A 23838-nucleotide genomic window follows, 5' to 3' on the forward strand; every position below is an offset into this window, starting at 1 on the left:
GTTGCCCCACAGCGGGATTCGCTCACCGCTAGCTCTCCAGCTCCCGCGCGCAGGCCTCGAGGATCGCAAGGAAGCCGGAGCGCAGCAGCCGATAGCTGACCGCCTCCAACAGCTTGCCCCCGGCCCAGGCCGGATGGGTGTAGTTGCTCACCCAGTCCACGTGGGTGCCGTCGCCCGACGCGGTGAAGGTCAGGGTGCCGCCCTCGTGGTTGAACGGCGGGAACGACCGGAGGATGAGGTACGAGTAGCTGCGCGGCCGGTCGTAGGCCGAAATCTCTTCCCGGAACCACGTGCCCACCGCGATCAACTCGCGCACCGCGCCCGCGCCGGGCCCCGGCGAATCCTTCGCGTACCCGGCCTTCAGGGCCAGCGGGGCGGCGGTCAGGTTCGCCGGGTCGGCCAGCCAGTCGAAAACCCGCTCGGCCGGTGCGCCGATCGTGCGCTCCACGTGAATCTCGACCATGCGATCTCCCCCTTCGCGGTAACGCCGTTATCCACGTCCATGCTAGGCGCGCCCGACCGCCGCCGTCGTCCGGTGCGCGGACCGCCGGCTACGTGGCCTGCCTGAGGGTGGTGTGGGGGCTCTGGCCGTAGGTCTGTCGGTAGAGCACCGCGAAGCGGCCGGTGTGCGCGAAGCCCCACCGCCGCGCGATCTCGGTGACCGTCGTGCCGGACCGCTCACCGGCCACCAGTTCCTGATGAGCGCGATGCAGCCGGACGCGACGCATGTACTCCGTCGGCGTCGTATCGAGCTGGCGCCGGAAAAGGTACTGCACCGCCCTGGGGGTCAGGTGCACCGCCGCCGCGACATCGTTGATGCCGACTTCGGCGGCCGCGTGGCGGTGGATGAAATCCACGGCGTCCCTGAGCGTTTCCGGGAGCGCGGCGTCGGCGGCCGGGTCCTGCTCGGTCACATTGGACGGGTAACACTCGAGCAGGGCGCCGGCCAGCAACGGGGCCATCGCCGCGACGATCAGCGGCTGCTGGGCGGTGTCCGCGGCGGCCAGGGTCGCGGTGACGTAGTCCAGCGCCCGATGCCACGCGCGCACGGCGCCGGGCGAACGCGGGCGCCAATTCAGGAACCGGATCTGTCGCGGCAACGGCGCGTGCCAGGACGCGGCGACCTTGCCCAGCACGTCTGCCGCGAGGGTCACGACGTCGAACCGCGCCCCGTTCACCCGCAGCAGGCAGGACATGCCGTGGGCGACCAGCACGGGGCAATCCACATTCGGGAACGGCGCCCCCGTCACGGTCAGCGATCCCGCGCGGGGCTGGACCACGACGACCGTGTCGGCGGGAGGAATCTCGAACCCCAATCGGCCCCGGATCAGCACTTCGTCGACGGTCAGCGAACCCGCGGCGCGGCGCCGATGGGTGACGACGGAGCCGCCGGTTAGACCGCTGACCCGCCAGCCCGGCGTGTAGGCGCCGGCGAAGAACCGGCGCGTGGCCTCCGGGTCTACGGTGTGGAATTGCTCGTACCGAAGCGCCGCCGGGCCGTTCGCCTGCCCCGCGTCACACGGCGGCGGCTTACGGGCCGGGCGAAGGTCGACGTGGATCGCGTCGGGGCCACCGGCGATGCCCACCAGCGCGCCGGGCGCGGTGTCCCGGGCGACGCTCGTCAGGGTTGAAGGCATCACCCCGCCTCCGTCGACTGCAGCTCCGGTGGCGCCCAGCACTGAGACACCAGCTGTCGATAGACGCTCACCGGGAAGGTCGTCGCCGGTCACGTCGCTGCCTCCCGAGTCGCCGCGCGCCGCGGCCAACTAAGGGGCTTTACCCGGCTCGATGACGACGAAACGCCGGAGGTCGCCCTGTGCGTTGGTCGCGACCTCGCCACCCTCGACTACCCGCTGTCAGGGGTAGGTAACCGTGCAGGTCGGGGTCAGGTCGGTTTGCGCAGACTGTCCGGTGGTATCCGACTGACTGGACAGCCAGCGCCGTGACGAACAGCGAAGGACAGGCGATGAACACCGACCACAACCCCGATCCAAAGCAGCGCGATCTCGAGCGGTCGCGGGTGCGCCGCGACACCGGATACCTGACCACCCAGCAGGGCGTGCGGGTCGACCACACCGACGATTCGCTGACCGTCGGCGAGCGGGGACCCACGCTGCTGGAGGACTTTCATGCCCGGGAGAAGATCACCCACTTCGACCACGAGCGCATCCCGGAGCGCGTGGTCCATGCTCGGGGGGCCGGCGCCTACGGCTTCTTCGAACCGTACGACGACTGGCTGGCCGAGTACACCGCGGCGAAATTCCTGACCACGCCGGGCACCCGCACCCCGGTGTTCGTGCGGTTCTCCACGGTGGCCGGGTCGCGCGGCTCGGCCGACACGGTCCGCGACGTGCGCGGGTTCGCCACCAAGTTCTACACCGAACAGGGCAACTACGACCTGGTGGGCAACAACTTCCCGGTCTTCTTCATCCAGGACGGCATCAAGTTCCCCGACTTCGTGCACGCCGTTAAACCCGAGCCGCACAACGAGATTCCGCAGGCGGCCTCCGCGCATGACACCCTGTGGGACTTCGTCTCGCTGCAGCCCGAGACGCTGCACACCATCATGTGGCTGATGTCGGATCGCGCGCTGCCGCGCAGCTACCGCATGATGCAGGGCTTCGGGGTGCACACGTTCCGGCTGGTCAACGACGGCGGCGAGGGAACTTTCGTGAAGTTCCACTGGAAGCCGCGGCTGGGCGTGCACTCGCTGATCTGGGACGAATGCCAGAAGATCGCCGGCAAGGACCCGGACTACAACCGGCGCGACCTGTGGGAGGCCATCGAGTCCGGCCAGTATCCGGAATGGGAGCTCGGGGTGCAGCTGGTGGCCGAGGCCGACGAGTTCAGGTTCGACTTCGACCTGCTCGACGCCACGAAAATCATTCCAGAGGAGCAGGTTCCGGTTCGGCCGGTGGGCAGGATGGTGCTGAACCGCAACCCCGACAACTTCTTCGCCGAAACCGAGCAGGTGGCTTTCCACACCGCCAACGTGGTGCCGGGGATCGACTTCACCAACGATCCGCTGCTGCAGTTCCGCAACTTCTCCTACCTCGACACGCAGCTGATCCGCCTGGGCGGGCCCAACTTCGCGCAGCTGCCGGTCAACCGGCCGGTGGCCGAGGTGCGCAACAACCAGCACGACGGCTACGGGCAGCACGTCATCCCGCAGGGCCGGTCCAGCTATTTCAAGAACACCATCGGCGGCGGATGCCCGGCGCTGGCCGACGAGGGCGTGTTCCGGCACTACACCCAGCGGGTCGACGGCGTCGCGATGCGCAAGCGCGCGAAGTCCTTCGAGAACCACTACGGCCAGGCGCGGATGTTCTGGAAGAGCATGTCGGCGGTCGAGGCCGAGCACATCGTCGCCGCGTTCGCCTTCGAGCTCGGCAAGGTCGAGGTCCCCGAGATCCGGTCGGCGGTGGTGGCCCAGCTCGCCCGCGTCGACCACGAGCTGGCCACCCTGGTGGCGGCGAAGCTGGGGCTTCCCGAGCCGCCCGACGAGGCGGTCGACGGTGCGGTGGTCGCGTCGCCGGCGCTGTCGCAGATCGGTGTCGGTGTCGGTGTCGGTGACACGATCGCCTCGCGCAAGATCGCGGTGCTGGCCGCCGACGGCGTGGATGTCGTTGGGACGCAGCGGTTTATCGAACTGATGCGACAGCGCGGCGCGGTGGTCGAAGTCCTGGCCCCAGTCGCCGGCGGCACCCTGCGGGGCGGGTCCGGCGGGGAACTCCCGGTGGACCGGGCGTTCACGACGATGGCGTCGGTGCTCTACGACGCGGTCGTGGTGGCGTGCGGGCCGGAGTCGGTGTCCACGCTCTCCGGCGACGGCTACGCGGTGCACTTCGTGGTCGAGGCCTACAAGCACCTGAAACCGATCGGCGCGTACGGCGCCGGGATCGACCTGCTGCGCGATGCGGGCATCGAGAACCGCCTCGCTGACGGCGCGGACGTCGTCAGCGACCAGGCCGTCGTCACCACCACGGCCGCCGCCGACGAGTTGCCGGATGAGTTCGCCGAGGAGTTCGCCGCCGCGCTGGCCCAGCACCGCTGCTGGCAACGCCAGACGGACCCCGTGCCGGCATAGCGGGCCGCCGGCACGCCGGGGTTTTGACCGTTCGCGGGCGGGGCATTCTCGCAACGTCTGTCCACAGGAGGGTGAATCATGCCGAATCCGTCGATCAAGAACGAGAAGCTGTACGAGGACCTGCGCAAGAAGGGCGACTCCCAGGAAAAGGCCGCGCGTATTTCCAACGCCGCCGCCGCCCGGGGCAAATCGTCGGTCGCCCGCAAGGGCGGCAAGTCGGGGTCCTACCAGGACTGGACGGTTCCGCAGCTGAAGAAGCGGGCCAAAGAGCTTGGCATCTCGGGATATTCGGGCCTGACGAAGGACAAGTTGGTCGCCAAGCTGCGCAACCACTGACTCGGGCGGTCAGCCGGTGAGGCCGAGCCGGCACGCCATCGCGGGATTTGTCATCTGTTTAAGTACGGTCAGAGTGGGCAAGTCATGTGTTATGTCAGGCCCTGCGTCCCGCGCCCACCATGCCTACGACCGGGTGGCCGTCGCGATCCCGACCGCGGCCCGGGGGAATTCGTCGGCGGGTGATGGCGCGTGACGGCGGGATTGGTCAAGCACTGGCTGGAGTCCGGGCGGCTCGAGTTGCCGTTGCCCGCCTCGGGACGCACCGCCGAACGCTGGCAGCGCCTGACACACCTGGCCGAGGACGACATCGTGGCGGCCCGGATCGCCGAGGCGCACGTCGACGCGGTCGCGACACTCCACGAGCTGGGCGGCAAGCCGCCCGATTCCGATCAACTGTGGGGCGTCTGGGCGGCCGAGTCCCCCGACGCGGTGGTGACCGCCACCAAGATCGCCGGCGGCGCAGTCATTCTCAGCGGCACCAAGGTGTGGTGCTCGGGGGCCGGGTTCTGCACCCATGCACTGGTGACGGCCCGGCTCGACGACGGACGGCGGGGGCTGTTCGCCGTGACGGCCACCGACCCGGCGGTCAAAGCGCTGCCGACCACGTGGTGGAACGTCGGGATGGCCGGCAGCGACACCAGGGCCGTGCAGTTCACCAACGCCCACGCCGTCGCCGTCGGGGATGCGGACGACTACCTGAATCGGCCGGGCTTCTGGCACGGTGCGATCGGCGTGGCCGCGTGCTGGCTCGGCGGGGCGCGCAGGGTCGCCGAGCCGCTCTATCGCTGCGCCACAAGCACATCGGCCGACGCATACTCGCTGGCACACCTGGGCGCCGTGGACGCCGCGCTCGCCGCCGGCGACGCGATCCTGGCCGCGTCGGCATCGCGGATCGACTCCGACCCGTTCGACCGCACCGATACCGCTCAACTGCTGGCCCGTCGGGTCCGCACGGTCGTCGAGCACGCGGCCGATGAAGCCATCACCCGGACGGGCCGCGCTCTGGGGCCGGGCCCGCTGTGCCAGGACGGCCGGCACGCGCAGCGGGTGGCCGACTTGACGATCTATATACGACAAAGCCACGCCGAGCGGGATCTCGCCGAACTCGGCCGGCTCGCCGGGCGCCAGCCATTGGGGGCCGGTTGAAAACCGCGCCGGCAGGCGACTGCGCCGCGTTCGAGGCCGAGCCGTTGACCCGCGGCGGCACGCCGCTGCCGGTGTGGCTGGCCGCGCTCGACAGGCAGCCGCCGCCGGCACTGGATCTGACCGGATGCCGCGGGCTGGTCGTCGTTGCGCCGCACCCCGACGACGAGACCCTCGGCCTGGGTGCGACGATCGCGCACCTCGTGGCGTCGGGCGTCGACGTCCGGGTGGTATCGGCCAGTGACGGCGGCGCGGCCGGCGCCACGCCGTCGGACCGGACGCGTCTGGAAACCATACGAAGATACGAACTACGGAGGGCAACAAGCGTTTTAGGGGTTCCTCCGCCCGTGTCGCTGGGCCTGCCCGACGGCCGGCTGACCGACCACGAGGACAGGATCGCCGAGTCGCTCGCCGAGATCCTCCGGGGTGCCGCACCGGGGACCCGCTGCGCCGCCACCTGGCGCGGCGACGGTCATCCCGACCACGAGGCCGTGGGACGTGCCGCGGCGGAGGCGTGCGCGCGCACCGACGTCGAGCTGCTGGAGTATCCCGTGTGGATGTGGCACTGGGCCCACCCCGCCGACCCGGCCGTGCCGTGGGACCGGGCTCACTCGGTGTGCCTGTCCGGCTGGGCGCTGGATCGCAAACGCCATGCCGCGCACTGCTTTCGCAGCCAGCTGGAGCCGGGCGCCGGCGGCACGGCACCCGTGTTGCCGGCCTTCGCGCTGCAGCGACTGCTCGCGGTGGGGGAAGTGGTATTCCGGTGACCGAGTCCGATCACCGGCGCTTACCCGTGGTGGCCGCCGGCCCTTGCCTCGAGCCGATGCCGGACACGCCCGATGTCGTCCAATGAGGGCATTTCGTCAGTGATCCGGGTGATCTCGACCCCGACGTCCGCGTTGTCGATCGGCCGCCGCCCGCGCCCGATGAATTTGCTCGTGACGACCGCGACCTCGTCGTCGGATATCCGCCGCGGCAACAGCGCCAACAGCGCCACGTAACCGGTGGCGGGCACTCCGCGCGGGTAACCGGCACGCAGAAACGCAACGATGCTCGACAGCCCATCGCGCAAGCGCATATTTGACCTCGCTAACCTCGCCGCCCGCCAGCACCGCGGGACGTCTCTGCCACGGATAACCGGGCGTCGCGGTTTAAAACCACGCCCGGGTGGATTCCTTCTCGTGCGTGACACCCGGCCGAGGTGGCCAACGCCTCACCGTACCTGTTGGCGCGGGCGCAAAGTGAAGGGGCCCGGCCCGTCAGCGGCGCCGGACCCCTTCGGGGAATCGGATTACTGGTTCTCCTTCTGACGCTGCTCGGCGGCCTTCGCTCCCGCCCGCGCCGACTCGGCTTCGGCCTCCTTCTTGCCGGCGTCACGCTGAGCGTCGGCCTTGTCCTGCTGCGCCCGGCCCTCCTTGATCAGGTCGTCGCGACCGGCGATGGTCCCGCCGACCTCCTTGGCCTTGCCTTTGATGCCCTCGACGGCACCCTTGACGGCCTCTTGCGGTCCGCTCTTCTGATCCCCCATGAATTGACCTCCCTCGGTGGTTACTGAGCTTGCGCCCAATGTGGTTTTGCGAATCCCGTTCGCACCTACTGGCTTCCCGCACGGCGCCCGGTCAAACACTCCCGGCACTTTTCCCGCCGGTCGCTGCCCGCGGTGGACGGGCTTGTTTGGGTTGCGTTTTTCCGGGTAGGCCAGCCGGCGACGAGGGAAAGCGGGTGAGGTCACTGAGCACTGTCGGTGTCATCGGGGCGACCGGTACGGCGGGATCCCGCGTCGTCGCCAGGCTGAGGGCGCGCGACGTCGCGGTGGTGGAGATATCCCGCGCCCACGGCGTCGACCTGGTCTCGGGGCAGGGCTGTCCCGCGCGCTGGCGGGTGTCGACGTCGGAGATCGTGCTCGACGGTCCGGTGCCAGCGACGATCGTGAGGTCCACCCAGTGGTACGAATTCGCCACCCATCCCGCCGCGGTGACGTGCGACGACGGTGAGGTGGTCGTCCAGGACTGGCTGATTCAGCCCATCGCCGCCGACACCGTCGCCGACGTGCTGGTCGAGGCGGCCCTGGGGCAGACGCACCCGCCGCGCACCATCACCGGCCCGCAGACCATCCGGTTACCCGAGCTGACATCGAAACTGCTTGCGCAGCAAGGCGATAGCCGTCGGGTGCGCGCCGCGCAACCCGCGCTCGGCGCGCTTGCCACCGGCGCGCTGCTGGCTTCCGGTCAGGCGATAGTCATCGGCCCCGACGTCGACACCTGGCTGCACACCCTGGCTCCGGCCGACACAGACGGCGGTTCGGCCGGCGAGGCCGCGACCCCGCCCCGCTGACGGGTCCTACGCTCGGGCCGGGTTGAGCTGCGGCCGCCCGCGCGACGGAGCCCCCTTCAGGTCACGGTTGCGTCACGATTGACATCACGATTGCTTAAGAAACGGTCCCGTTTTCTAAGGATCCTCAGCGTTGGCGGGCGAATTTGGGGGGCTCGCTTGGCGAAAACCCCCGCCCAGGCGGTGTGTCGAGGGCCGCGCGGTGCGGGCGTTCGTTGTGAGCGAACACCGCCACTGTTGGCTTTCGCTACTTTGGTTTTCGAGGACCGGGAGCCTCTGTCGAAGAATCAATCGATCTATTTCGAAGGACAACACTCATCATGAAAATCAGCAGTATCGTCGCGCGCCGGCGAGTGGCCGGCATCAGCGCGGGCTGTCTGCTCGGGGGATTGACCGTGGGGCTCATCGGTGCGCCAACGGCGGCCGCGGCACCCGACTGCAGCCCGGGCGGTGTGAACGCCACCGTTTCCTCGGTGACCGGCGCGGCGCAGCAGTACCTGGCCGCACATCCGGACGCCAACCAGGTGGTCACGGCCGCCTACGGGCAGCCGCGCCCGGAGGCCGAGTCCAGCCTGCGCGGCTATTTCACCGCGCATCCGCAGCAGTACAGCGACTTGCGGGGCATCCTGTCACCGATCGGCGACACCGAACGGCAGTGCAATGTCACGGCCCTTCCACCGAATCTGGAATCGGCCTACCACGAGTTCATGGCCGGCTGATCCCGCCGGCGAACGACCCGCCCCAGCGCCGTGGCGGGTCGTTCGTCGCTTTCCGGGGTGGCTGTCGCGCGTAGGCGGGCACATCGGTGTATGCCGGCCGGCGAGTGACTGATGCGACGCATGGGGTTAACGCCCGCGAGCCAGGAATAACAACGGCGATTGCGGGTATCACGACTCCTGCGGGAAGTGCCAAAGCCGCACTTCGGTCGAGGAGGGCTGGTTGATGTCGAAGCAGAACGTCGGTGATTATCTGCTCGAACGGCTGCGGGCGTGGGACGTGCGGCACGTATTCGCCTATCCCGGCGACGGCATCAATGGGCTCCTCGCCGCGTGGGGCCGCGCGGACAACAGGCCCCAGTTCGTCCAGTCGCGCCACGAAGAGATGAGCGCGTTCGAAGCGGTCGGCTACGCCAAATTCGCCGGCCGCCTCGGGGTGTGCGCGGCGACGTCGGGACCCGGCGCGATCCATCTGCTCAACGGCCTCTACGACGCCAAGCTCGACCATGTGCCGGTGCTGGCCATCGTCGGCCAGACCAACCGCAGCGCCATGGGCGGGTCCTACCAGCAGGAGGTCGACCTGCTGAGCCTGTACAAGGACGTCGCCAGCGACTACGTCCAAATGGTCACGGTCCCAGAACAATTGCCCAACGTGCTCGATCGCGCCATCCGGGTGGCCCTGACGCAGCGCGCCCCGACGGCGTTGATCATCCCCGCCGACGTGCAGGAACTGCCGTATTCGCCGCCCACCCACGCGTTCAAGATGGTGCCGTCCAGCCTGGGCATCGAATCGCCGGCGATCTCCCCCGACGACGCCGCCATCGCGCGGGCGGCCGAGGTCCTCAACGACGGCGAACGGGTCGCGATGCTGGTGGGCACCGGCGCGCGCGGGGCACACCGGGAGCTGACCGAGGTCGCCGACCTGCTCGGCGCGGGAGCGGCCAAGGCGCTGCTGGGCAAGGACGTGTTGTCCGACGAATTGCCTTGGGTCACCGGGTCCATCGGCCTGCTGGGGACCCGGCCCAGCTACGAGTTGATGCGCGACTGCGACACCCTGCTCACCGTGGGATCCAGCTTCCCGTACACCCAGTTCCTGCCGGAGTTCGGGCAGTGCCGGGCCGTGCAGATCGACGTCGACGGCCGGTTCATCGGGATGCGCTATCCCTACGAGGTCAACGTGGTCGCCGACGCGAAGGCCGCGCTGAAGGCGCTGATCCCCCGGTTGCGACGCAAGGAGGACAGGTCGTGGCGCGACGGCATCGAGGCCAACGTGGCGCGCTGGTGGGAAACCATGCATAAGGAGGCGATGGTCGGCGCGCACCCGATCAACCCGCTGCGGCTGTTCGACGAGCTCTCCCCGCAGCTGCCCGACAACGCCATCGTCACGGCCGATTCCGGTTCGGCGGCCAACTGGTACGCGCGAAACCTCAAGTTTCGCGGCGATATTCGCGGCTCACTGTCGGGGACCCTGGCGACGATGGGTCCCGGCGTGCCGTACGGCATCGGCGCCAAATTCGCGCAGCCGCAACGGCCCGTCGTCGTGTTCAGCGGCGACGGCGCCATGCAGATGAACGGCATGGCCGAGCTGATCACGATCAAACGGTACTGGCGGGAATGGGACGACCCGCGCCTGGTCGTGGCGATCCTGCACAACAACGACCTCAACCAGGTCACCTGGGAGATGCGGGCCATGGCCGGGGCGCCGAAATTCGTGGAATCCCAGGAGCTTCCCGACGTCGACTACGCCGGCTTCGCGGCCGGGCTGGGCCTCAACGCGATGGCCGTCAAGGACCCGGAGGAACTGTCCGACGCCTGGCGCAACGCGTTGTCGGCCGACCGCCCCACCGTCCTGGACGTCTACACCGATCCCGACATGCCGCCCATCCCGCCGCACGCCACCTGGGAGCAGTTCAAATCCACCGCGGCCGCCGTGCTCGCCGGTGACAAAAACCGGGTCGGATTCGTCAAGGAGGGACTCAAGGCCAAAGCGCAGGAGTTCCTGCCGCACAAGAACAGTTGAGGGGTGACCGGACGGCATGACGGGGGACCGAACGCCCACGCTATTCGACGCCGCGGCCGCGGACCTGCGCGACACCGTTGACGGCGAGATCCGGTTCGATCCGGGTTCGCGCGCAACGTATTCCACGGACGCCTCCAACTACCGGCAGGTGCCCATCGGCGTGGTGGTGCCGCGCACCCCGGAGGCCGCCGCCCAGGCCGTCGCCGTGTGCCGCGGCCACGACCTGCCGGTGCTGTCCCGCGGTGGCGGCACCAGCCTGGCCGGGCAGTGCTGCAACGCCGCGGTGGTGATCGACTGGAGCAAGTACTGCACCCGGGTCGAGTCCGTCGACGCCGAGGCCGGTGTGGCCGTGGTGGAGCCGGGCATCAAGCTCGACGCGCTCAACGACCGCCTGCGCCCGTCGGGCTGGATGGTGGGCCCCAAACCGTCCACCCACGTCAGCTGCACGATCGGCGGGATGATCGGCAACAACTCCTGCGGTTCCAGCGCCCAGGCGTACGGCAAGATGGTCGATTCGGTGCGCCGCCTCGAGGTGCTGACCTACGATGGGGTGCGGATGTGGGTGGGCCAGACCGACGACGACGAGTTCGCCCGGATCGTCGGCGGGGGCGGCCGGCGGGCCGAAATCTACGACGGCCTCAAGACCCTCGCCGATAAGTACGCCGACGACATCCGGTCCACCTACCCAAAGATCCCGCGGCGGGTATCGGGCTACAACCTCGACTCCTTGTTGCCGGAGAACAACTTTCACGTCGCCAAGGCGCTGGTCGGCTCCGAGAGCACGCTCGTCACGGTGCTGCGCGCGGAGCTGACGCTGGTGCGCGTGCCGGCGGCCACCGCGCTGGCGGTGTTGGGCTTCGACGACATCGGCTCGGCCGCCGACGCGGTGCCCGCCATCCTCGAGCACCACCCCTCGGCTTTGGAGGGCCTGGATCACCGCCTGGTGGAACTCGAGCATTCGCGGCGGCTGGCCGAAAAGGCGCTGCGCCAGCTGCCGGACGGCGCGGCCTGGCTGATGGTTCAGTTCGACGGCGACGACCAGCACGCGGCCGATCACAAGGCCAAGTCGATGATCGACGCTCTGCAGAGGCGGGTGCGCACCGACGCCGCGGTGCTGGACGACCCGAGCCGGAAGAAGGAGGTCTGGGCCGCGCGCGAGGCCGGGCTGGGTGCCACCGCGTATCCGCCCAACGAGCCCGAGACGCATGAGGGATGGGAAGACGCGGCGGTGCCGCCGGAGCGGCTGGGCGATTACCTGCGCGATTTCCGCCGCCTGCTCGATCGCTACGACTACGGAACCGCCTCGCTCTACGGGCATTTCGGCCAGGGCTGCGTGCACACCCGCATCCCGTTTGTCCTGCGAACCGCGGACGGGGTGGCCAAATACCGCGCCTTCGTGGAGGAGTCGGCGCGGCTGGTGGTGAAATACGGCGGGTCGCTGTCCGGCGAGCACGGCGACGGCCAATCCCGCGGGGAGCTGTTGCCGATCATGTTCGGCGAACGCATGGTCGAAGCGTTCGAACGGGCCAAGGCGCTGTTCGACCCGGACAACCGGATGAATCCCGGCAAGGTGGTGCACCCCTACAAGCTCGACGAGAACCTGCGCTACGGCGTGGATTACCGTCCGGCCGAACCGCGGGTGCTCTTCGCCTACCCCGGCGACGACCACCGCTTCTCGCGCGCGGCGGCGCGCTGCGTCGGCGTCGGCAAGTGCCGCGGCGACGAATCGGGCGTGATGTGCCCCAGCTACCGCGCCACCCAGGAAGAAGAGCACTCCACCCGGGGGCGCGCCCGGCTGCTGTTCGAGATGGTGCAGGGCGACGTCATCACCGACGGATGGCGCTCCACCGAGGTTCACGACGCACTCGATCTGTGCCTGGCGTGCAAGGGCTGCCTCAGCGACTGCCCGGTCAACGTGGACATGGCCACCTATAAGGCCGAGTTTCTGTTCCATCACTACCGGGGCCGTTTCCGGCCGATGGCGCACTATTCGATGGGCTGGATCCCGTTCTGGGCGCGGCTGGCCGCCGCCGCGCCGAGCCTGCTCAACGCGGTGATGCACTCGCCGGGATTGTCGACGCTGCTCAAGAAGGCCGGCGGCATCGACGCCCGGCGCGAGCTGCCCCGCTTCGCCGACGAAAGGTTCACCGCCTGGTTCGCCCACCGCCCCGTCGGGGGCACCCCGCCGTCGCGGGGCCGCGTGGTGCTGTGGCCGGATTCCTTCGTCAACAACTTCGAGCCCGACGTCGGCAAGGCCGCCGTCGCGGTGCTGGAATCGGCCGGCTTCGAGGTCGAGGTTCCCCGCCGAGCCGTGTGCTGCGGGCTGACCTGGATCTCCACCGGTCAGCTTCGCGTCGCCAAACGCGTTCTGCGCCGCACCCTTACGGCGCTGGGGCCGGCGTTGCGGACGGGTACGCCGGTGGTGGTGCTGGAACCCAGCTGCGCCGCGGTGTTCCGGTCCGACCTGCCCGAACTGCTCTACGACGACGAGGACGCCCACCGGTTGGCCGGCCAGACCTACACCCTCGGTGAGCTTTTGGCGGCCAAGGCGCCGGACTGGGAGGCGCCCCCGATCGCCGGCCGCGCCGTCGTTCAGCAGCACTGCCATCAGCATGCGGTGCTGGGCTACACCCACGAGCGCCAACTGCTCACCGGCGCCGGAGTCGACACCGAGGTCCTCGACGCCGGATGTTGCGGCCTGGCCGGCAATTTCGGCTTCGAAAAGGGGCACTACGACGTGTCGGTCGCGTGCGCCGAGGACAAGCTGATGCCGGCGCTGCGCGACGCCCACCCCGACGCACTGGTGCTGGCCGACGGGTTCAGCTGCCGCACCCAGATTCGTGACCTCGCCGGCGACCGCCGGCCGATGCACGTCGCGCAGGCCCTCGCCGACGCCCTCACCGCGGCCGGCCGGGGCGATCGTGCGCGCCGAAATTCACGGTAGCGCGGGAAAGTTCGAGTAGACCGCACGCCCGCGTCGATCTCGGCGCACGAAGCTCCCGGCGGCGGCCTCACTCGTACGCGTCGCGCGCGCCGCACAGGTCGTCGACAAACGAGCGGTAGGCCGCGTCGTGGCCGGCGCTGCGGTCGCGCAGCACCGACGACGGGTGCACGGTCGGCACGACGACCGGCTCGGGCGTCAGCCGGACGTCGACCGCCGAGGGCAGCTCGACGACCCGGCCGCGCTGGGTGGACACCCGAAACGCCGCCCCGAGAAGCGATTGCGCGGCGGTCGCGCCGAGGCAGACGATTACCCGCGGCCGCACCGCCTCGATCTCGGCGATGAGCCAGGGCCGGCACGCGACGACCTCGGTGCGGCTGGGTTTCTGGTGGATCCGGCGCTTGCCGCCCTTTCGGGTGAACTTGAAGTGCTTGACGGCGTTGGTCTGGTAGGTCAGCGCCGGGTCGATGCCGGCCTCGTCGAGCGCCCGGGCGAGCAGCCGCCCCGCGGGCCCGACGAAGGGCAAGCCCGCGCGGTCCTCCTGATCCCCGGGCTGCTCACCCACCAGCATGAGGGCCGCGCCGGGCGGTCCGTGACCGAAGACGGTCTGGGTGGCGTCGGCGTACAGCGGGCAACCCCGGCAGCGGTCGGCCGCCGTTTCCAGCGACTCGAGGCCACGGTCTTCGGGTAGGTACCGCGTGGCGCTCAGTGCTAGCCCTTGCCGACGATGGCGTCGCGCGCCCGGTCCAGCATCGCCGCGAACGGGCCCGCGGCCAGGTTGGCCACCTGGGATTCGACGCCGGCATGCGGCCGGGTGGGCGCGATCGCCTCGGCAAGCTTGGCGGCGCGGCCCATCTTGTCCAGCTCGTCGCCGCTCAATTGCTCGCCCAGCTTGGCGAACTCGTCCTTCTCCTCGTGCTCGGCGTGATCGAGGACGGCATCGCGGAGCTGCGTCAGCTCGCGGGTGAACTCCTCGCTGTCGACGTCGAGCTTCTCCAGCTTCTGCAGGACCGTCTTGGCCTCGTGCTCCTCCTTCAACCGCTGGTCGACCACCGCGGCACCGCCGGCGATCTTCCGCTTCGCCCGCGGGTGGACGATCTCCTCTTCGGCGGTTTCGTGCACGGCGAGCAGCCGCCGAAGTTCGACGAAGGCTTTCTCCCGTTCTTTCCCGGCGGCCGACAGCGTTTCGGCGAACAGGGACTTGATCTGCTCGTGCTGACCGACCAGGAACTCGACGACGTCGGTGGGCGACTTGATGTGCTGAGCCATGGTGTGATTCCCATCTGCATTGTCCGTCGGCGCGCGGGCTGTTGCGCGCTGCTCAGTGGGCTACCCGACCGTCGCGGCCGCCAAACGGCGGGCGCCGTCGCGGGGAAAACAGGTGTGAGGCGCGCCGGTCGGGGTAATTCTCCCGGAAGTACACGGGCGAAAGGACGGTGAGCGATCGTGGCCGGCCGGGAGAACCCGATGAGCGCACCACCACAGCAATCCCGCGCGACGGTCGCGATTGACGACGACGTCGAGGTGATCACCGGACAGATCGAGGCGCTCAGGCGGCTCGGGAAAAAGGACGACGAGGCGCCGGTAACCGAGGGGCAGCGCTACGACTTCAGCATCCGGTGGGGCACGGTGCTCGCGGGGCGGCTGCGGCGGCTGGTGCACTACAGCTCGCTGGGCATGCTCGACGACGCGGACGAGCGCAGATTCCGCGCCCTGCGCGACGAGCTGCGCATGCTGGCGCACCTGATCGACCGATTCCGGCTCGCCCGCCCGAATTTCACCGACGCGCCGCCCGCGACGGCCAAAGCGCTTTCGTCCCGCACGCACACCCGTCGCTGAGAAAGTCCTTCTCCGGCAACACGATTGCGGTCCGCGGCGCGGCGCACCCCGGATTGCGACAGGTCAGCGCGATCATGTAGGCCTCGCGATCCTCGTCGAGGAACAGGAAACCCAGGAACAGCGCGTCCCCGACGTCGAAGTCCTTCGCGCCGCAGCGTTCGCAGTGTCCGCCCTTGGCGGCGATCTGTGCTTGCACCCGTCCGCGGGCGGTCGGGTCCAGCGCGATCAGCTCCGGGCGCGCCATCGCGTCGTCGGCGGGGCCATCCATGTCAGATCTCCACGTCCTTGTCGTAATGGACGTTGTCCTCGCGCCAACCGCCCAGGCCGTAGCCGACGCCGCGATGGTCGTCGATGAACTCGATCCGGTCGATCCACTTGGCCATCTTGAAGCCCACCTGGGTCTCCACCCGCAGCCGCAACGGCGCACCGTGCTTGATGGGCAACGGCTTTCCGTTCATCTCGTACGCCAGGATGGTTTGCGGCTTGTAGGCGAGTTCGAGGTCCACCACCTCGTAGAACTGGCCCTCCCCCTCCGCGGCGGGTTCGTCGCGGCCGGTGTCCTGCATGGTCAGGAAGCACACGAAGCGCGCCTGCGGAAGCGGCCGCACCAGGTCCGCGAGCGACACCAGCGGGAGCCCCTTCCACTCGCCGATGCTCGACCAGCCCTGGACGCAGTTGTGCAGCACCCGTTGCCGTTGCGGTTCGGCCAGCGCGCGCAGCGCGGCCAGGTCCAAGGTCACGGGCCGCTCGACGAGGCCGCCGACCCGCAGCCGCCAGTCGACGAAGTTGTGCACGGCCATCACCTTGTACGCGGTCGAGCACGGCGGTTTGCCGTTGACGCGGTGTTGTTCCGACAGCATCCGCTCCGGATAGTCCTGCCGGGAATCCAGCGGGCGCAGCAGGATGAGCCGGGCGCGCGTGACCACCGCACCGAGGACGCGGCGGACCTGGACCGGGCGGCGCAGGCTCCACACCGTGGCCGCGACGTGGACCGCGACGATCGCGCCGATGATCGCGAACGACAGCGCGGTCGCCGCGGTGACGTTGCGGACGGATCCGAAGATCATCGAGGCGTTGAGCCGACCCCAGCCCCAGAAGAAGACCATCGACAGGTGGACCGCGATGAAGGCCACGAACGCGACCAGGCCCAGGAAGTGCAGGCTGCGCGCCGACTGCCGGCCGCCCCAGAGTCGCACGAACCACGGGAACCGGGCCTCGATCGCCGGGGACTGCGCCGCGCCCGTGAGGATCTGGAACGGGGCGAGCGCGAAGACGACGCCGGCGTAGGTCAGCTTCTGCATGGCGTCCAGCGGTTCGCCGGGGAGCAGCGGGGGCAGGTTGAACGTGGCGTAGGTGACGGCGTCGTTCCACGCCTCCGGGAAGATCGACCACGAGTAGGGCCAGTACCGGTGCCACTGGCCGGTGGCAAACAGCAGGACGTAGTAGGAAAGCCCGACCAGGATCCAGCCGATCACCGAGACGAAGTGCCAGTGGCGCCCCATGCCCAATTTCTTGTGGCCGGGCAGGGCCACCAGCGAGCTGTAGTCCTCCTCCTCGTCGAGGGTGTCGTAGAGCTTGTCGGTCGGCATTGTCTTGGGGGTGAAGCGCGCCCATTCGGTGCCGGGCCTGCTGTCGTCGCGCCAGTACAGCTTGGGGTGGGTGGAGAGGATCTCGATGCCACTGCGCAGCAGCAGCGTCAGAAACAGGACGTTGAGCCAATGATCGAGGCGCAGCCACGCCGGGTAGTCGAACACTGTCCCGGTCAGTCCTCCCAGTGCCGCCGTTGCGGATAGGCGACGTTGATGCCCAGCAGCACCGACGCGTGCACGCCGAGGAAGGCGCCCGCGCAGGCGAGCACGCAGGTGGCGGGCGCGAAGTCCCAGCGTCCCGTCATCGTTGTCAGGGACGGCACGCTGGCCCACCGGGTGCCGACGTCAACCCCGAGGATGACGACCGAAAGCAAGCTGCCGAGAAGCCAACCCGCTTGGGCCACACGGGGATTGCGGCCGAATTCGATGCCGCCCGCCGCAAGCAGGCAGCCGGCGATCACGGCGGCGGCGTACACCACGAAATATCGGGGCAGCGGCTCCCGGCCGCCCAGCAGATAGGCGTGCGTCGCGGCGATACCGAGGAGCAGGGCGGCGCCCAGACCCGCCACCACCCTGGGCAGGTCGAAGGCGACATACCCGCCAAGGCCGAGAAAACCCACCGTCGAGAGATACCCCGCGGCGTCGGTCCCAAACGAAATCGGCGATGAGCCGCCTCCCGCGCGCGATCGTCGTCGGGCTACATTTTCGGCAGGATTCCAGGGAAGGAGGCACCCGCGTGACCGATCCTCAGGATCCGTTCGGGTACAACCCGTTCACTTACGATCCGCTCGGCCGGGTGCCACCCGCCGGCCCGCCGGTGGAACCGCCGCCGCCCGCACCGCCCTACCGCCCGCCCGTCAACACCGTGGCGACGCTGTCGCTGGTGTTCGCGTTCGTGTTCCCGCCCGCGGGCGCGATCCTGGGGCACCTGGGGCTGGCGCAGATCCGCCGCACGGGTGAGCTTGGCCGGGACCGCGCGCTGGCCGGGGTGGCGCTGTCCTATGCGTTCATCACGCTCACGGTCGTCGCGCTGGTCGCATGGGCCGCCCTGGCGACCTTCACGTCCACGTCCGGTCGGACCGCGGCGCCCGCGACGACCACTACGGCACCCGCGGGGCCGACGGTCGAGCCGGCCGCCATGGCGACGCTCCTGCCCGGTCTCGACGACCTGAAGACCATCACCGGCGACCAGAACCTCGAGGCCGGTCAGACGTGGGACCATCCGGCCAGGTCCGACAGGGAGGGGACCATCGACCGTCCGGAGTGCTGGGGAAGCATCCTGCCCGGGACCCCGGACGCGTACACCGTCGACGCGATTTTCGGATACCGCGCGCAGGAATTTTCCGACTCGCGCAGCCTGTTCACGTCGATGCAGGTGATCCAGGCCGCCTCGGCCTTCCGCGATCCGGCCGCGGCGCAGTCGCAACTGGCGAAGCTGCTGGCCGGCTGGCGCCAGTGCGGCGGCCTGACGGTCAGCGTCTCGGCTCCCAACGGGGAAACGATCCCCTTTGTGCTGGGGGTCGCGTCCAATGCCGGCAACGGCGTCACGACGATGGACCTGGCGCCCAAGGGCCTGCAGGTGCGCTCCGCCCGCGCCATCGCGGCGAAAGCCAACGTCGTCATCGACCTGTACGTGTCGGCCAGCGGCACCACCGACGGCGGCGGCCCCCGGCAGTCTGTCGTGGGCATCGCCGACTACATGCTCAACAAGATTCCCGGCTGACGGCCCAGTCGGGTGACCGGCGTTACGGCTGCGCGGGGTCCGCGAACGCCGCGGGGCCGGCCGGCGCTCCCCGGGCCACCACGACCGGCAACGACGTCGCCGCGTCGGTGCGCAGGATCGCGTGCACCACGTCCACGAGGTCCTCGACCGGCATCAACTTGCCGGGCATGCAGCCGCGGGACGCCCACAGCGGGACGGCCTTCATGGCGAGGTCCATGTCCCAGCCGGCGTTCATCCCGGTTTGGCCGTCGCCCTCGCCGCCCGCGCACTCCCCCACGATGAGGCAGGTGAAGCCGATGTCGGGGTGCTCGGCCCGCCACGCGTCGACGAGCCGCTCGAGGGCCGCCTTGCTGACGCCGTACGCCCCGAGGCCCGGCCAGGGCGGCCCGAAGGTGCCCGCGTCGGAGGAGAGGTAGACGGCCTTGCCCGCGGAGGCGGTCAGGTGCGGGACGGCCGCGGCGGTCACCAGCGCCGCGCCGATGACGTTGGTGTCGAAGATGCGCCGCCACGTGTCGGCGTCGGTGTCGACCATGCGGACGAGCGGCCCGACGGCGGGCGTGTAGACGAGGTTGTCGATGCCGCCCAGGGCGCCGGCGGCGTCGCCGATCGCCTTGCGGCACGAGGCCTCGTCGGTGACGTCGCATTCGATGGCGATCGCGTCGGGGCCGGCGTCCGTGGCCGCGGCCTCGATGCGTTGGCGGCGCCGGGCCAGCAGCGCCACCCGATCGCCGCGCCGGGCCAGGCCGACACCTATGCAGCGCCCCAGCCCGCTGGAGGCGCCCACCACCACCGTCCTTGACATATTCGCCCTCTCCTGTAACGAGCCCGCCGCAGGCCCAGCGTATCGGCCGGGGGCCGGGCCCGTGACGATCGGGCGGATTTGTGTCAACCCGCCGGGGTCTCTCCCACGGCTTGCAGCACCACGGCGGTGTGCGCGGCCACGGTGAGCGCGGCCTCCGCGGGCAGTTCCTCCGGCGGCGCCGGCCCCGCGGATCCGGTGTGCACCACCGTGCGCCACGCGGCGCCGAATTCCGTTGGCGGAAGGCTGAATTCGAGCGGCTCGTGGTGGGCGTTGAAGCACAGCAGGAACGAGTCGTCGACCACCCGCTGGCCCCGCGCGTCGCGGTCGGGGATGCCGTGGCCGTTGAGGAACACCGCGACGGACTTCGCGAAGCTCGCGCCCCAGTCCTCCTCGGTCATCTCCGCGCCCTCGGGGGTGAACCAGGAGATGTCGGGCAGGCCATCCTGGCCGCGCCGGCCGACCGGCTTGCCGTTGAAGAAGCGGCGCCTGCGGAACACCGGGTGGGTGGCGCGCAGCGCCGACACCGCCCGGGTGAACTCCAGCAGGCCGGCGTCGGCATCGGCCCAGTCGATCCAGGTGAGCTCGTTGTCCTGGCAGTAGCCGTTGTTGTTGCCCTGCTGGGTGCGGCCGAGCTCGTCGCCGTGGCAGATCATCGGCACGCCCTGGGACAGCAGCAGCGTGGTGAGGAAGTTGCGCTGCTGGCGGGCGCGCAGTTCGTTGATGCCGGCGTCGTCGGTCGGGCCCTCCGCGCCGCAGTTCCAGGACCGGTTGTGGCTCTCGCCGTCGTTGTTGTCCTCGCCGTTGGCGTCGTTGTGCTTCTCGTTGTAGGACACCAGGTCGCGCAGCGTGAATCCGTCGTGGGCGGTGACGAAGTTGATGGAGGCGACCGGCCGGCGCGCGGTGTGCTCGTAGAGGTCGGCCGATCCGGACAGCCGGTAGGCGAACTCGTCGAGGGTGGCGGGCTCGCCGCGCCAGAAGTCCCGGACGGTGTCGCGGTACTTGCCGTTCCATTCGGTCCACTGCGGCGGGAAGTTGCCGACCTGGTAGCCGCCGGGCCCGACGTCCCACGGCTCGGCGATGAGCTTGACCTGGCTGACCGTCGGATCCTGTTGCACGAGTTCGAAAAACGTGGCCAGCCGGTCGACGTCGTAGAACTCGCGGGCCAGCGTGGCGGCCAGGTCGAAGCGGAAGCCGTCGACGTGCATCTCGGTCACCCAGTAGCGCAGCGAGTCCATGATCAGCTGCAGCGCGTGCGGATGCCCGACGTTGAGGCTGTTGCCGGTGCCGGTGTAGTCCATGTAGTAGCGCTGGTCGTCGTCGACCAGCCGGTAGTAGGCGGCGTTGTCGATGCCACGCATCGACAACGCCGGGCCCAGGTGGTTGCCCTCGGCGGTGTGGTTGTAGACCACGTCGAGGATGACCTCGATGCCGGCCTCGTGCAGGGCGCGCACCATCGCCTTGAACTCCTGCACCTGGCCCCCCGCCGAGGCGGCGCTGGAGTACTTCGGGTCGGGCGCGAAGAACGAAATCGTGTTGTAGCCCCAGTAATTCGACAGGCCCTTGTCGATCAGGGTGGAATCGTTGGCGAAGTGGTGCACCGGCATCAGCTCGACCGCGGTGACGCCGATGCTCGTGAGGTGCTCGATGATCACCGGGTGCGCCACCGCGGCGTAGGTGCCGCGGAGCTGTTCGGGGATGTCGGGATGCGTGCGGGTCAGGCCCTTGACGTGCGCCTCGTAGACGACCGTGTCGGCGTAGTGGTGGTCGGGCGGGCGGTCGTTGCCCCAGTCGAAGTACGGGTTGATCACCACCGACTTGGGCATGCTGGCCGCCGAGTCGTCGTCGTTGCGGCTGTCGGGGTCGCCGAAGTCGTAGCCGAACAGCGACTGGTTCCACTCGAAGGTGCCGTCGATGGCCTTCGAATACGGGTCCAGCAGCAGCTTGTTCGGGTTGCACCGCAGCCCGGCCCCGGGCTCGTACGGGCCGTGGACGCGGTAGCCGTAGCGCTGGCCCGGTTCGATGTTCGGCACGTAGGCGTGCCAGACGAAGCCGTCGACCTCGGGCAGGGTGACGCGGCTTTCGGTGCCGTCGGCGTCGAACAGGCACAGCTCGACGCGCTCGGCGACCTCGCTGAACACCGCGAAGTTGGTGCCCGCGCCGTCGTACGTCGCCCCCAGCGGATAGGCCCTGCCGGGCCACACGTCACCGGTGGGCGTGGGGGCGACGGCGCCTGGGCTGGTCATGGCGCATGTGATACCCGACCGGCGCGGCGGTCAAACCGCCGTCCGGGCCGCAAACGGAAAGCGTTGCAGCCCAGTGATTTTCAGGGTTTCAGGATGACCTTGACGGCTCCGTCCTGCTTCTTCTGGAAGATCTCGTAGGCGTGCGGGGCCTGGTCGAGGGGCAGCACGTGAGTGGCGAACCCGTCGACGCCGAGCGGGTCGTCGTCGGTCAGCAACGGCATGATGTCATCGACCCACTTCTTGACGTTGGCCTGCCCCATCCGCAGGGTCACTTGCTTGTCGAACAGCTTGAGCATCGGCAGGGGATCGGCGGCCCCGCCATAGACGCCGACCAGCGAGATCGTTCCGCCGCGCCGCACGATCTCGATGGCGGAGTGCAGGGCGCCGAGCCGGTCCACGCCGGCCGTCTGCAGCAGCCGCCTGGCCACCGCGTCCGGCAGCATCGTGCTCGCTTGTTGGGCCAGCCGGGCGGCCGGGGAACCGTGCGCCTCCATGCCCACGGCGTCGATCACCGAGTCCGCGCCCCGGCCGTCCGTCAGATCCCGGATCGCGTCACCGAGCGAGGCATCGAGGCGCCCCAGGTCGACGGTGTGAATGCCGCGCTGGGCGGCGCGGGCCAGGCGTTCGGGCACCAGGTCGACGGCGATGACCCGGTAGCCGAGGTGGTCGGCGATGCGCGCGGCCATGTCCCCGATCGGGCCCAGGCCCAGGACGGCCACCGTTCCGCCGTCGGGGATGTCGGCGTACGCCACCGCCTGCCAGGCGGTGGGTAGCACGTCGGACAGATACACGAATCGCGAATCCGGCGGTCCGACAGGGACTTTGATGTGGGTGAACTGGGCCTGCGGCACGCGGAGCAGTTCGGCCTGGCCGCCGGGGACTTCGCCGTAGAGCTCCGAATAGCCGAAAAGCGCCGCCCCCATGCCCTTCTCGCGCACCTGGGTGGTTTCACACTGGGTGAAAAGCTGCTTGTCGCACATGAAGCAGTGGCCGCAGGAGATCTGAAACGGGATGACGACGCGGTCCCCGACCCGAAGGTCGCCGGTTTCTCCTCCGACTTCGCGGACGATCCCCATGGGTTCGTGGCCGAGGATGTCCCCCGGTTTCATGAAGGCCCCGAGGATTTCGTAGAGGTGCAGGTCGGACCCGCAGATGTTGGTCGAGGTGACCTCGACGATGGCATCGGTGGGTTGTTCGATCTTCGGGTCGGGCCTCGACTCCACGCGCACGTCGCGCTTGCCGTGCCACGTCACAGCTCGCATAAACACTCCCGCTTGGACTGTCGACGGTGATAGCCGGCTGATACCCGTCTCAAACCCGTTGAAACGCCGGGCTACGCGCAGCCGTCGCTTTCCCGGCGGCGCTTGAGCGGATGTTCGCTGTCGATCAGCGCTTTGGCGATGTCGATCAACTTGGTGTTGGACTGTTGCGACAGCCGCCCGAGGAGCTCAAACGCTTCGACGGCGTCGAGATCGAAGCGTTCCATGATGACCCCCTTGGCCTGGCCGATGAGGTCGCGCGACGCCAGGGCGCTGCGGAACTGATCCTGGCGGCGCATCATCGACCAGGCCAAGGCGACGTGGGTGGCGAAAACACCGCCAAGCTCCCGCGATTCGTCGGTAAAGGCGTGTGGACGGTCGGCAAAGAAATTCAGCGCGGCCATGCCGCTGCCGTCGACGAACAACTCGTACGACAGGACCGAGCGGATCGGGGTCTGCTCGAGCGCGCACCGCCGATAGAGCGGCCAGCGGCGGTCGACGGTCAGGTCGTTGACGTGCATCATGTGGTGTTCCCACACCGCCGACAGACAGGGCCCTTCGCGGTACTTGTTCTGGACCGCGTCCAGCAGCATCGCGTAGCGATGTGTGGCGGCCACACAGGTGACCGCCTTGCCCTTGTCGGCGAGGGTGATCCCGGCGTACCGGCAGCCCGGCACGTGTTGAGCGCCACTGTCGAGGAGTTCGCGCAACCCCACGTTCGTTTCCGTGCCGTGGCGGTCGAGGCTGGCCACCAGTCCCGCCAGCTGCGCAACGATGGTGTTATTGCCATCCGGCACGACATCACCCCC

23 protein-coding genes are annotated in these 23838 nt (G+C 69.3%); 10 read left to right on the top strand and 13 right to left on the bottom strand.

Features of this window, described 5'->3' with window-relative positions:
- Positions 1-28: 28 nt before the first annotated feature.
- Positions 29-463: an SRPBCC family protein gene (locus G6N25_RS03680; RefSeq protein ID WP_083073856.1), complete on the bottom strand. Its 435-nt coding sequence runs from the start codon at positions 461-463 to the stop codon at positions 29-31.
- A gap of 88 nt (positions 464-551) precedes the next feature.
- Entirely contained in the window at positions 552-1637 is a 1086-nt protein-coding gene (locus tag G6N25_RS03685; protein WP_083073855.1) for a helix-turn-helix transcriptional regulator, read from the bottom strand.
- A 329-nt stretch (positions 1638-1966) separates the two neighbouring features.
- On the opposite strand from G6N25_RS03685, the gene G6N25_RS03690 reads away from it, so the two are divergent.
- The 4 genes from G6N25_RS03690 to G6N25_RS03705 all read left to right on the top strand — a co-directional run bounded on the left by G6N25_RS03690 (position 1967) and on the right by G6N25_RS03705 (position 6333).
- Complete coding sequence (locus tag G6N25_RS03690) at positions 1967-4087, top strand: catalase (protein WP_083073911.1); 2121 nt, start codon at positions 1967-1969, stop codon at positions 4085-4087.
- 78 nt (positions 4088-4165) lie between these two features.
- Complete coding sequence (locus G6N25_RS03695) at positions 4166-4423, top strand: DUF7218 family protein (protein ID WP_083073854.1); 258 nt, start codon at positions 4166-4168, stop codon at positions 4421-4423.
- A gap of 189 nt (positions 4424-4612) precedes the next feature.
- Positions 4613-5569, top strand: coding sequence for an acyl-CoA dehydrogenase family protein (locus G6N25_RS03700; RefSeq protein WP_083073853.1), 957 nt, complete (start codon positions 4613-4615; stop codon positions 5567-5569).
- Complete coding sequence (locus G6N25_RS03705; RefSeq protein ID WP_083073852.1) at positions 5566-6333, top strand: PIG-L deacetylase family protein; 768 nt, start codon at positions 5566-5568, stop codon at positions 6331-6333. Before G6N25_RS03700 ends, G6N25_RS03705 begins: the two co-directional genes overlap by 4 nt.
- Before the next feature lie 20 nt (positions 6334-6353).
- Here G6N25_RS03705 and G6N25_RS03710 read toward each other — a convergent pair whose 3' ends face one another.
- Together G6N25_RS03710 and mbp1 are read right to left on the bottom strand one after the other, a co-directional pair.
- Positions 6354-6644, bottom strand: a complete 291-nt coding sequence (locus G6N25_RS03710; RefSeq protein WP_083073851.1) for a DUF3349 domain-containing protein — start codon at positions 6642-6644, stop codon at positions 6354-6356.
- Positions 6645-6857: 213 nt separating this feature from the next.
- A complete protein-coding gene (gene mbp1 / locus G6N25_RS03715; protein WP_083073850.1) occupies positions 6858-7094 on the bottom strand; it encodes a microaggregate-binding protein 1 in 237 nt (78 codons plus the stop codon).
- A 194-nt stretch (positions 7095-7288) separates the two neighbouring features.
- On the opposite strand from mbp1, the gene G6N25_RS03720 reads away from it, so the two are divergent.
- The 4 genes from G6N25_RS03720 to G6N25_RS03735 all read left to right on the top strand — a co-directional run bounded on the left by G6N25_RS03720 (position 7289) and on the right by G6N25_RS03735 (position 13577).
- Positions 7289-7900 carry a hypothetical protein gene (locus tag G6N25_RS03720; protein WP_083073849.1) on the top strand — a complete coding sequence of 204 codons (612 nt, stop codon included), beginning with the start codon at positions 7289-7291 and terminating at the stop codon, positions 7898-7900.
- A gap of 317 nt (positions 7901-8217) precedes the next feature.
- Positions 8218-8616, top strand: a complete 399-nt coding sequence (locus tag G6N25_RS03725) for a heme-binding protein (protein ID WP_083073848.1) — start codon at positions 8218-8220, stop codon at positions 8614-8616.
- A gap of 223 nt (positions 8617-8839) precedes the next feature.
- Positions 8840-10633, top strand: coding sequence for a thiamine pyrophosphate-requiring protein (locus G6N25_RS03730; RefSeq protein WP_083073847.1), 1794 nt, complete (start codon positions 8840-8842; stop codon positions 10631-10633).
- 16 nt (positions 10634-10649) lie between these two features.
- Positions 10650-13577, top strand: coding sequence for an FAD-binding and (Fe-S)-binding domain-containing protein (locus G6N25_RS03735; protein ID WP_083073846.1), 2928 nt, complete (start codon positions 10650-10652; stop codon positions 13575-13577).
- A 67-nt stretch (positions 13578-13644) separates the two neighbouring features.
- Here the strand turns inward: G6N25_RS03735 and G6N25_RS03740 are convergent, their stop codons facing one another.
- Both G6N25_RS03740 and G6N25_RS03745 read right to left on the bottom strand, forming a co-directional pair.
- Positions 13645-14283, bottom strand: coding sequence for a UdgX family uracil-DNA binding protein (locus tag G6N25_RS03740; RefSeq protein ID WP_083073845.1), 639 nt, complete (start codon positions 14281-14283; stop codon positions 13645-13647).
- Positions 14284-14285: 2 nt separating this feature from the next.
- On the bottom strand, positions 14286-14843 hold the full coding sequence (locus tag G6N25_RS03745) for a hemerythrin domain-containing protein (protein WP_083073844.1): 558 nt from the start codon (positions 14841-14843) through the stop codon (positions 14286-14288).
- Between the two features lie 198 nt (positions 14844-15041).
- Between G6N25_RS03745 and G6N25_RS03750 the strand changes: the two genes are divergently transcribed.
- The gene (locus tag G6N25_RS03750) at positions 15042-15413 is read left to right on the top strand and encodes a hypothetical protein (RefSeq protein ID WP_083073843.1); all 372 of its coding nucleotides are present in this window, start codon (positions 15042-15044) and stop codon (positions 15411-15413) included.
- Here G6N25_RS03750 and G6N25_RS03755 read toward each other — a convergent pair.
- The 3 genes from G6N25_RS03755 to G6N25_RS03765 are packed head-to-tail and all read right to left on the bottom strand — an operon-like array spanning position 15352 to position 17622.
- Entirely contained in the window at positions 15352-15681 is a 330-nt protein-coding gene (locus G6N25_RS03755) for a hypothetical protein (protein ID WP_083073842.1), read from the bottom strand. The genes G6N25_RS03750 and G6N25_RS03755 overlap by 62 nt on opposite strands.
- Position 15682: 1 nt before the next feature.
- Positions 15683-17167 (bottom strand): molybdopterin-dependent oxidoreductase, encoded by a 1485-nt coding sequence (locus G6N25_RS03760; protein WP_083073841.1) that lies wholly within the window; start codon positions 17165-17167, stop codon positions 15683-15685.
- 8 nt (positions 17168-17175) lie between these two features.
- Positions 17176-17622 (bottom strand): oxidoreductase, encoded by a 447-nt coding sequence (locus G6N25_RS03765; RefSeq protein ID WP_083073840.1) that lies wholly within the window; start codon positions 17620-17622, stop codon positions 17176-17178.
- Between the two features lie 116 nt (positions 17623-17738).
- On the opposite strand from G6N25_RS03765, the gene G6N25_RS03770 reads away from it, so the two are divergent.
- The gene (locus G6N25_RS03770; protein ID WP_083073839.1) at positions 17739-18725 is read left to right on the top strand and encodes a sensor domain-containing protein; all 987 of its coding nucleotides are present in this window, start codon (positions 17739-17741) and stop codon (positions 18723-18725) included.
- A 22-nt stretch (positions 18726-18747) separates the two neighbouring features.
- Here G6N25_RS03770 and G6N25_RS03775 read toward each other — a convergent pair whose 3' ends face one another.
- From G6N25_RS03775 to G6N25_RS03790, 4 genes are all read right to left on the bottom strand, one after another.
- A complete protein-coding gene (locus G6N25_RS03775; protein WP_083073838.1) occupies positions 18748-19515 on the bottom strand; it encodes an SDR family oxidoreductase in 768 nt (255 codons plus the stop codon).
- A 95-nt stretch (positions 19516-19610) separates the two neighbouring features.
- Positions 19611-21770, bottom strand: a complete 2160-nt coding sequence (gene glgX, locus G6N25_RS03780) for a glycogen debranching protein GlgX (RefSeq protein WP_163672349.1) — start codon at positions 21768-21770, stop codon at positions 19611-19613.
- Positions 21771-21850: 80 nt separating this feature from the next.
- Positions 21851-23032: a zinc-dependent alcohol dehydrogenase gene (locus tag G6N25_RS03785; RefSeq protein ID WP_083073836.1), complete on the bottom strand. Its 1182-nt coding sequence runs from the start codon at positions 23030-23032 to the stop codon at positions 21851-21853.
- A gap of 71 nt (positions 23033-23103) precedes the next feature.
- The gene (locus G6N25_RS03790; RefSeq protein WP_083073835.1) at positions 23104-23826 is read right to left on the bottom strand and encodes a GAF and ANTAR domain-containing protein; all 723 of its coding nucleotides are present in this window, start codon (positions 23824-23826) and stop codon (positions 23104-23106) included.
- Between the last annotated feature and the right edge of the window lie 12 nt (positions 23827-23838).

It is taken from the genome of Mycobacterium heidelbergense, from assembly GCF_010730745.1.
GTDB classification, from domain to species: domain Bacteria; phylum Actinomycetota; class Actinomycetes; order Mycobacteriales; family Mycobacteriaceae; genus Mycobacterium; species Mycobacterium heidelbergense.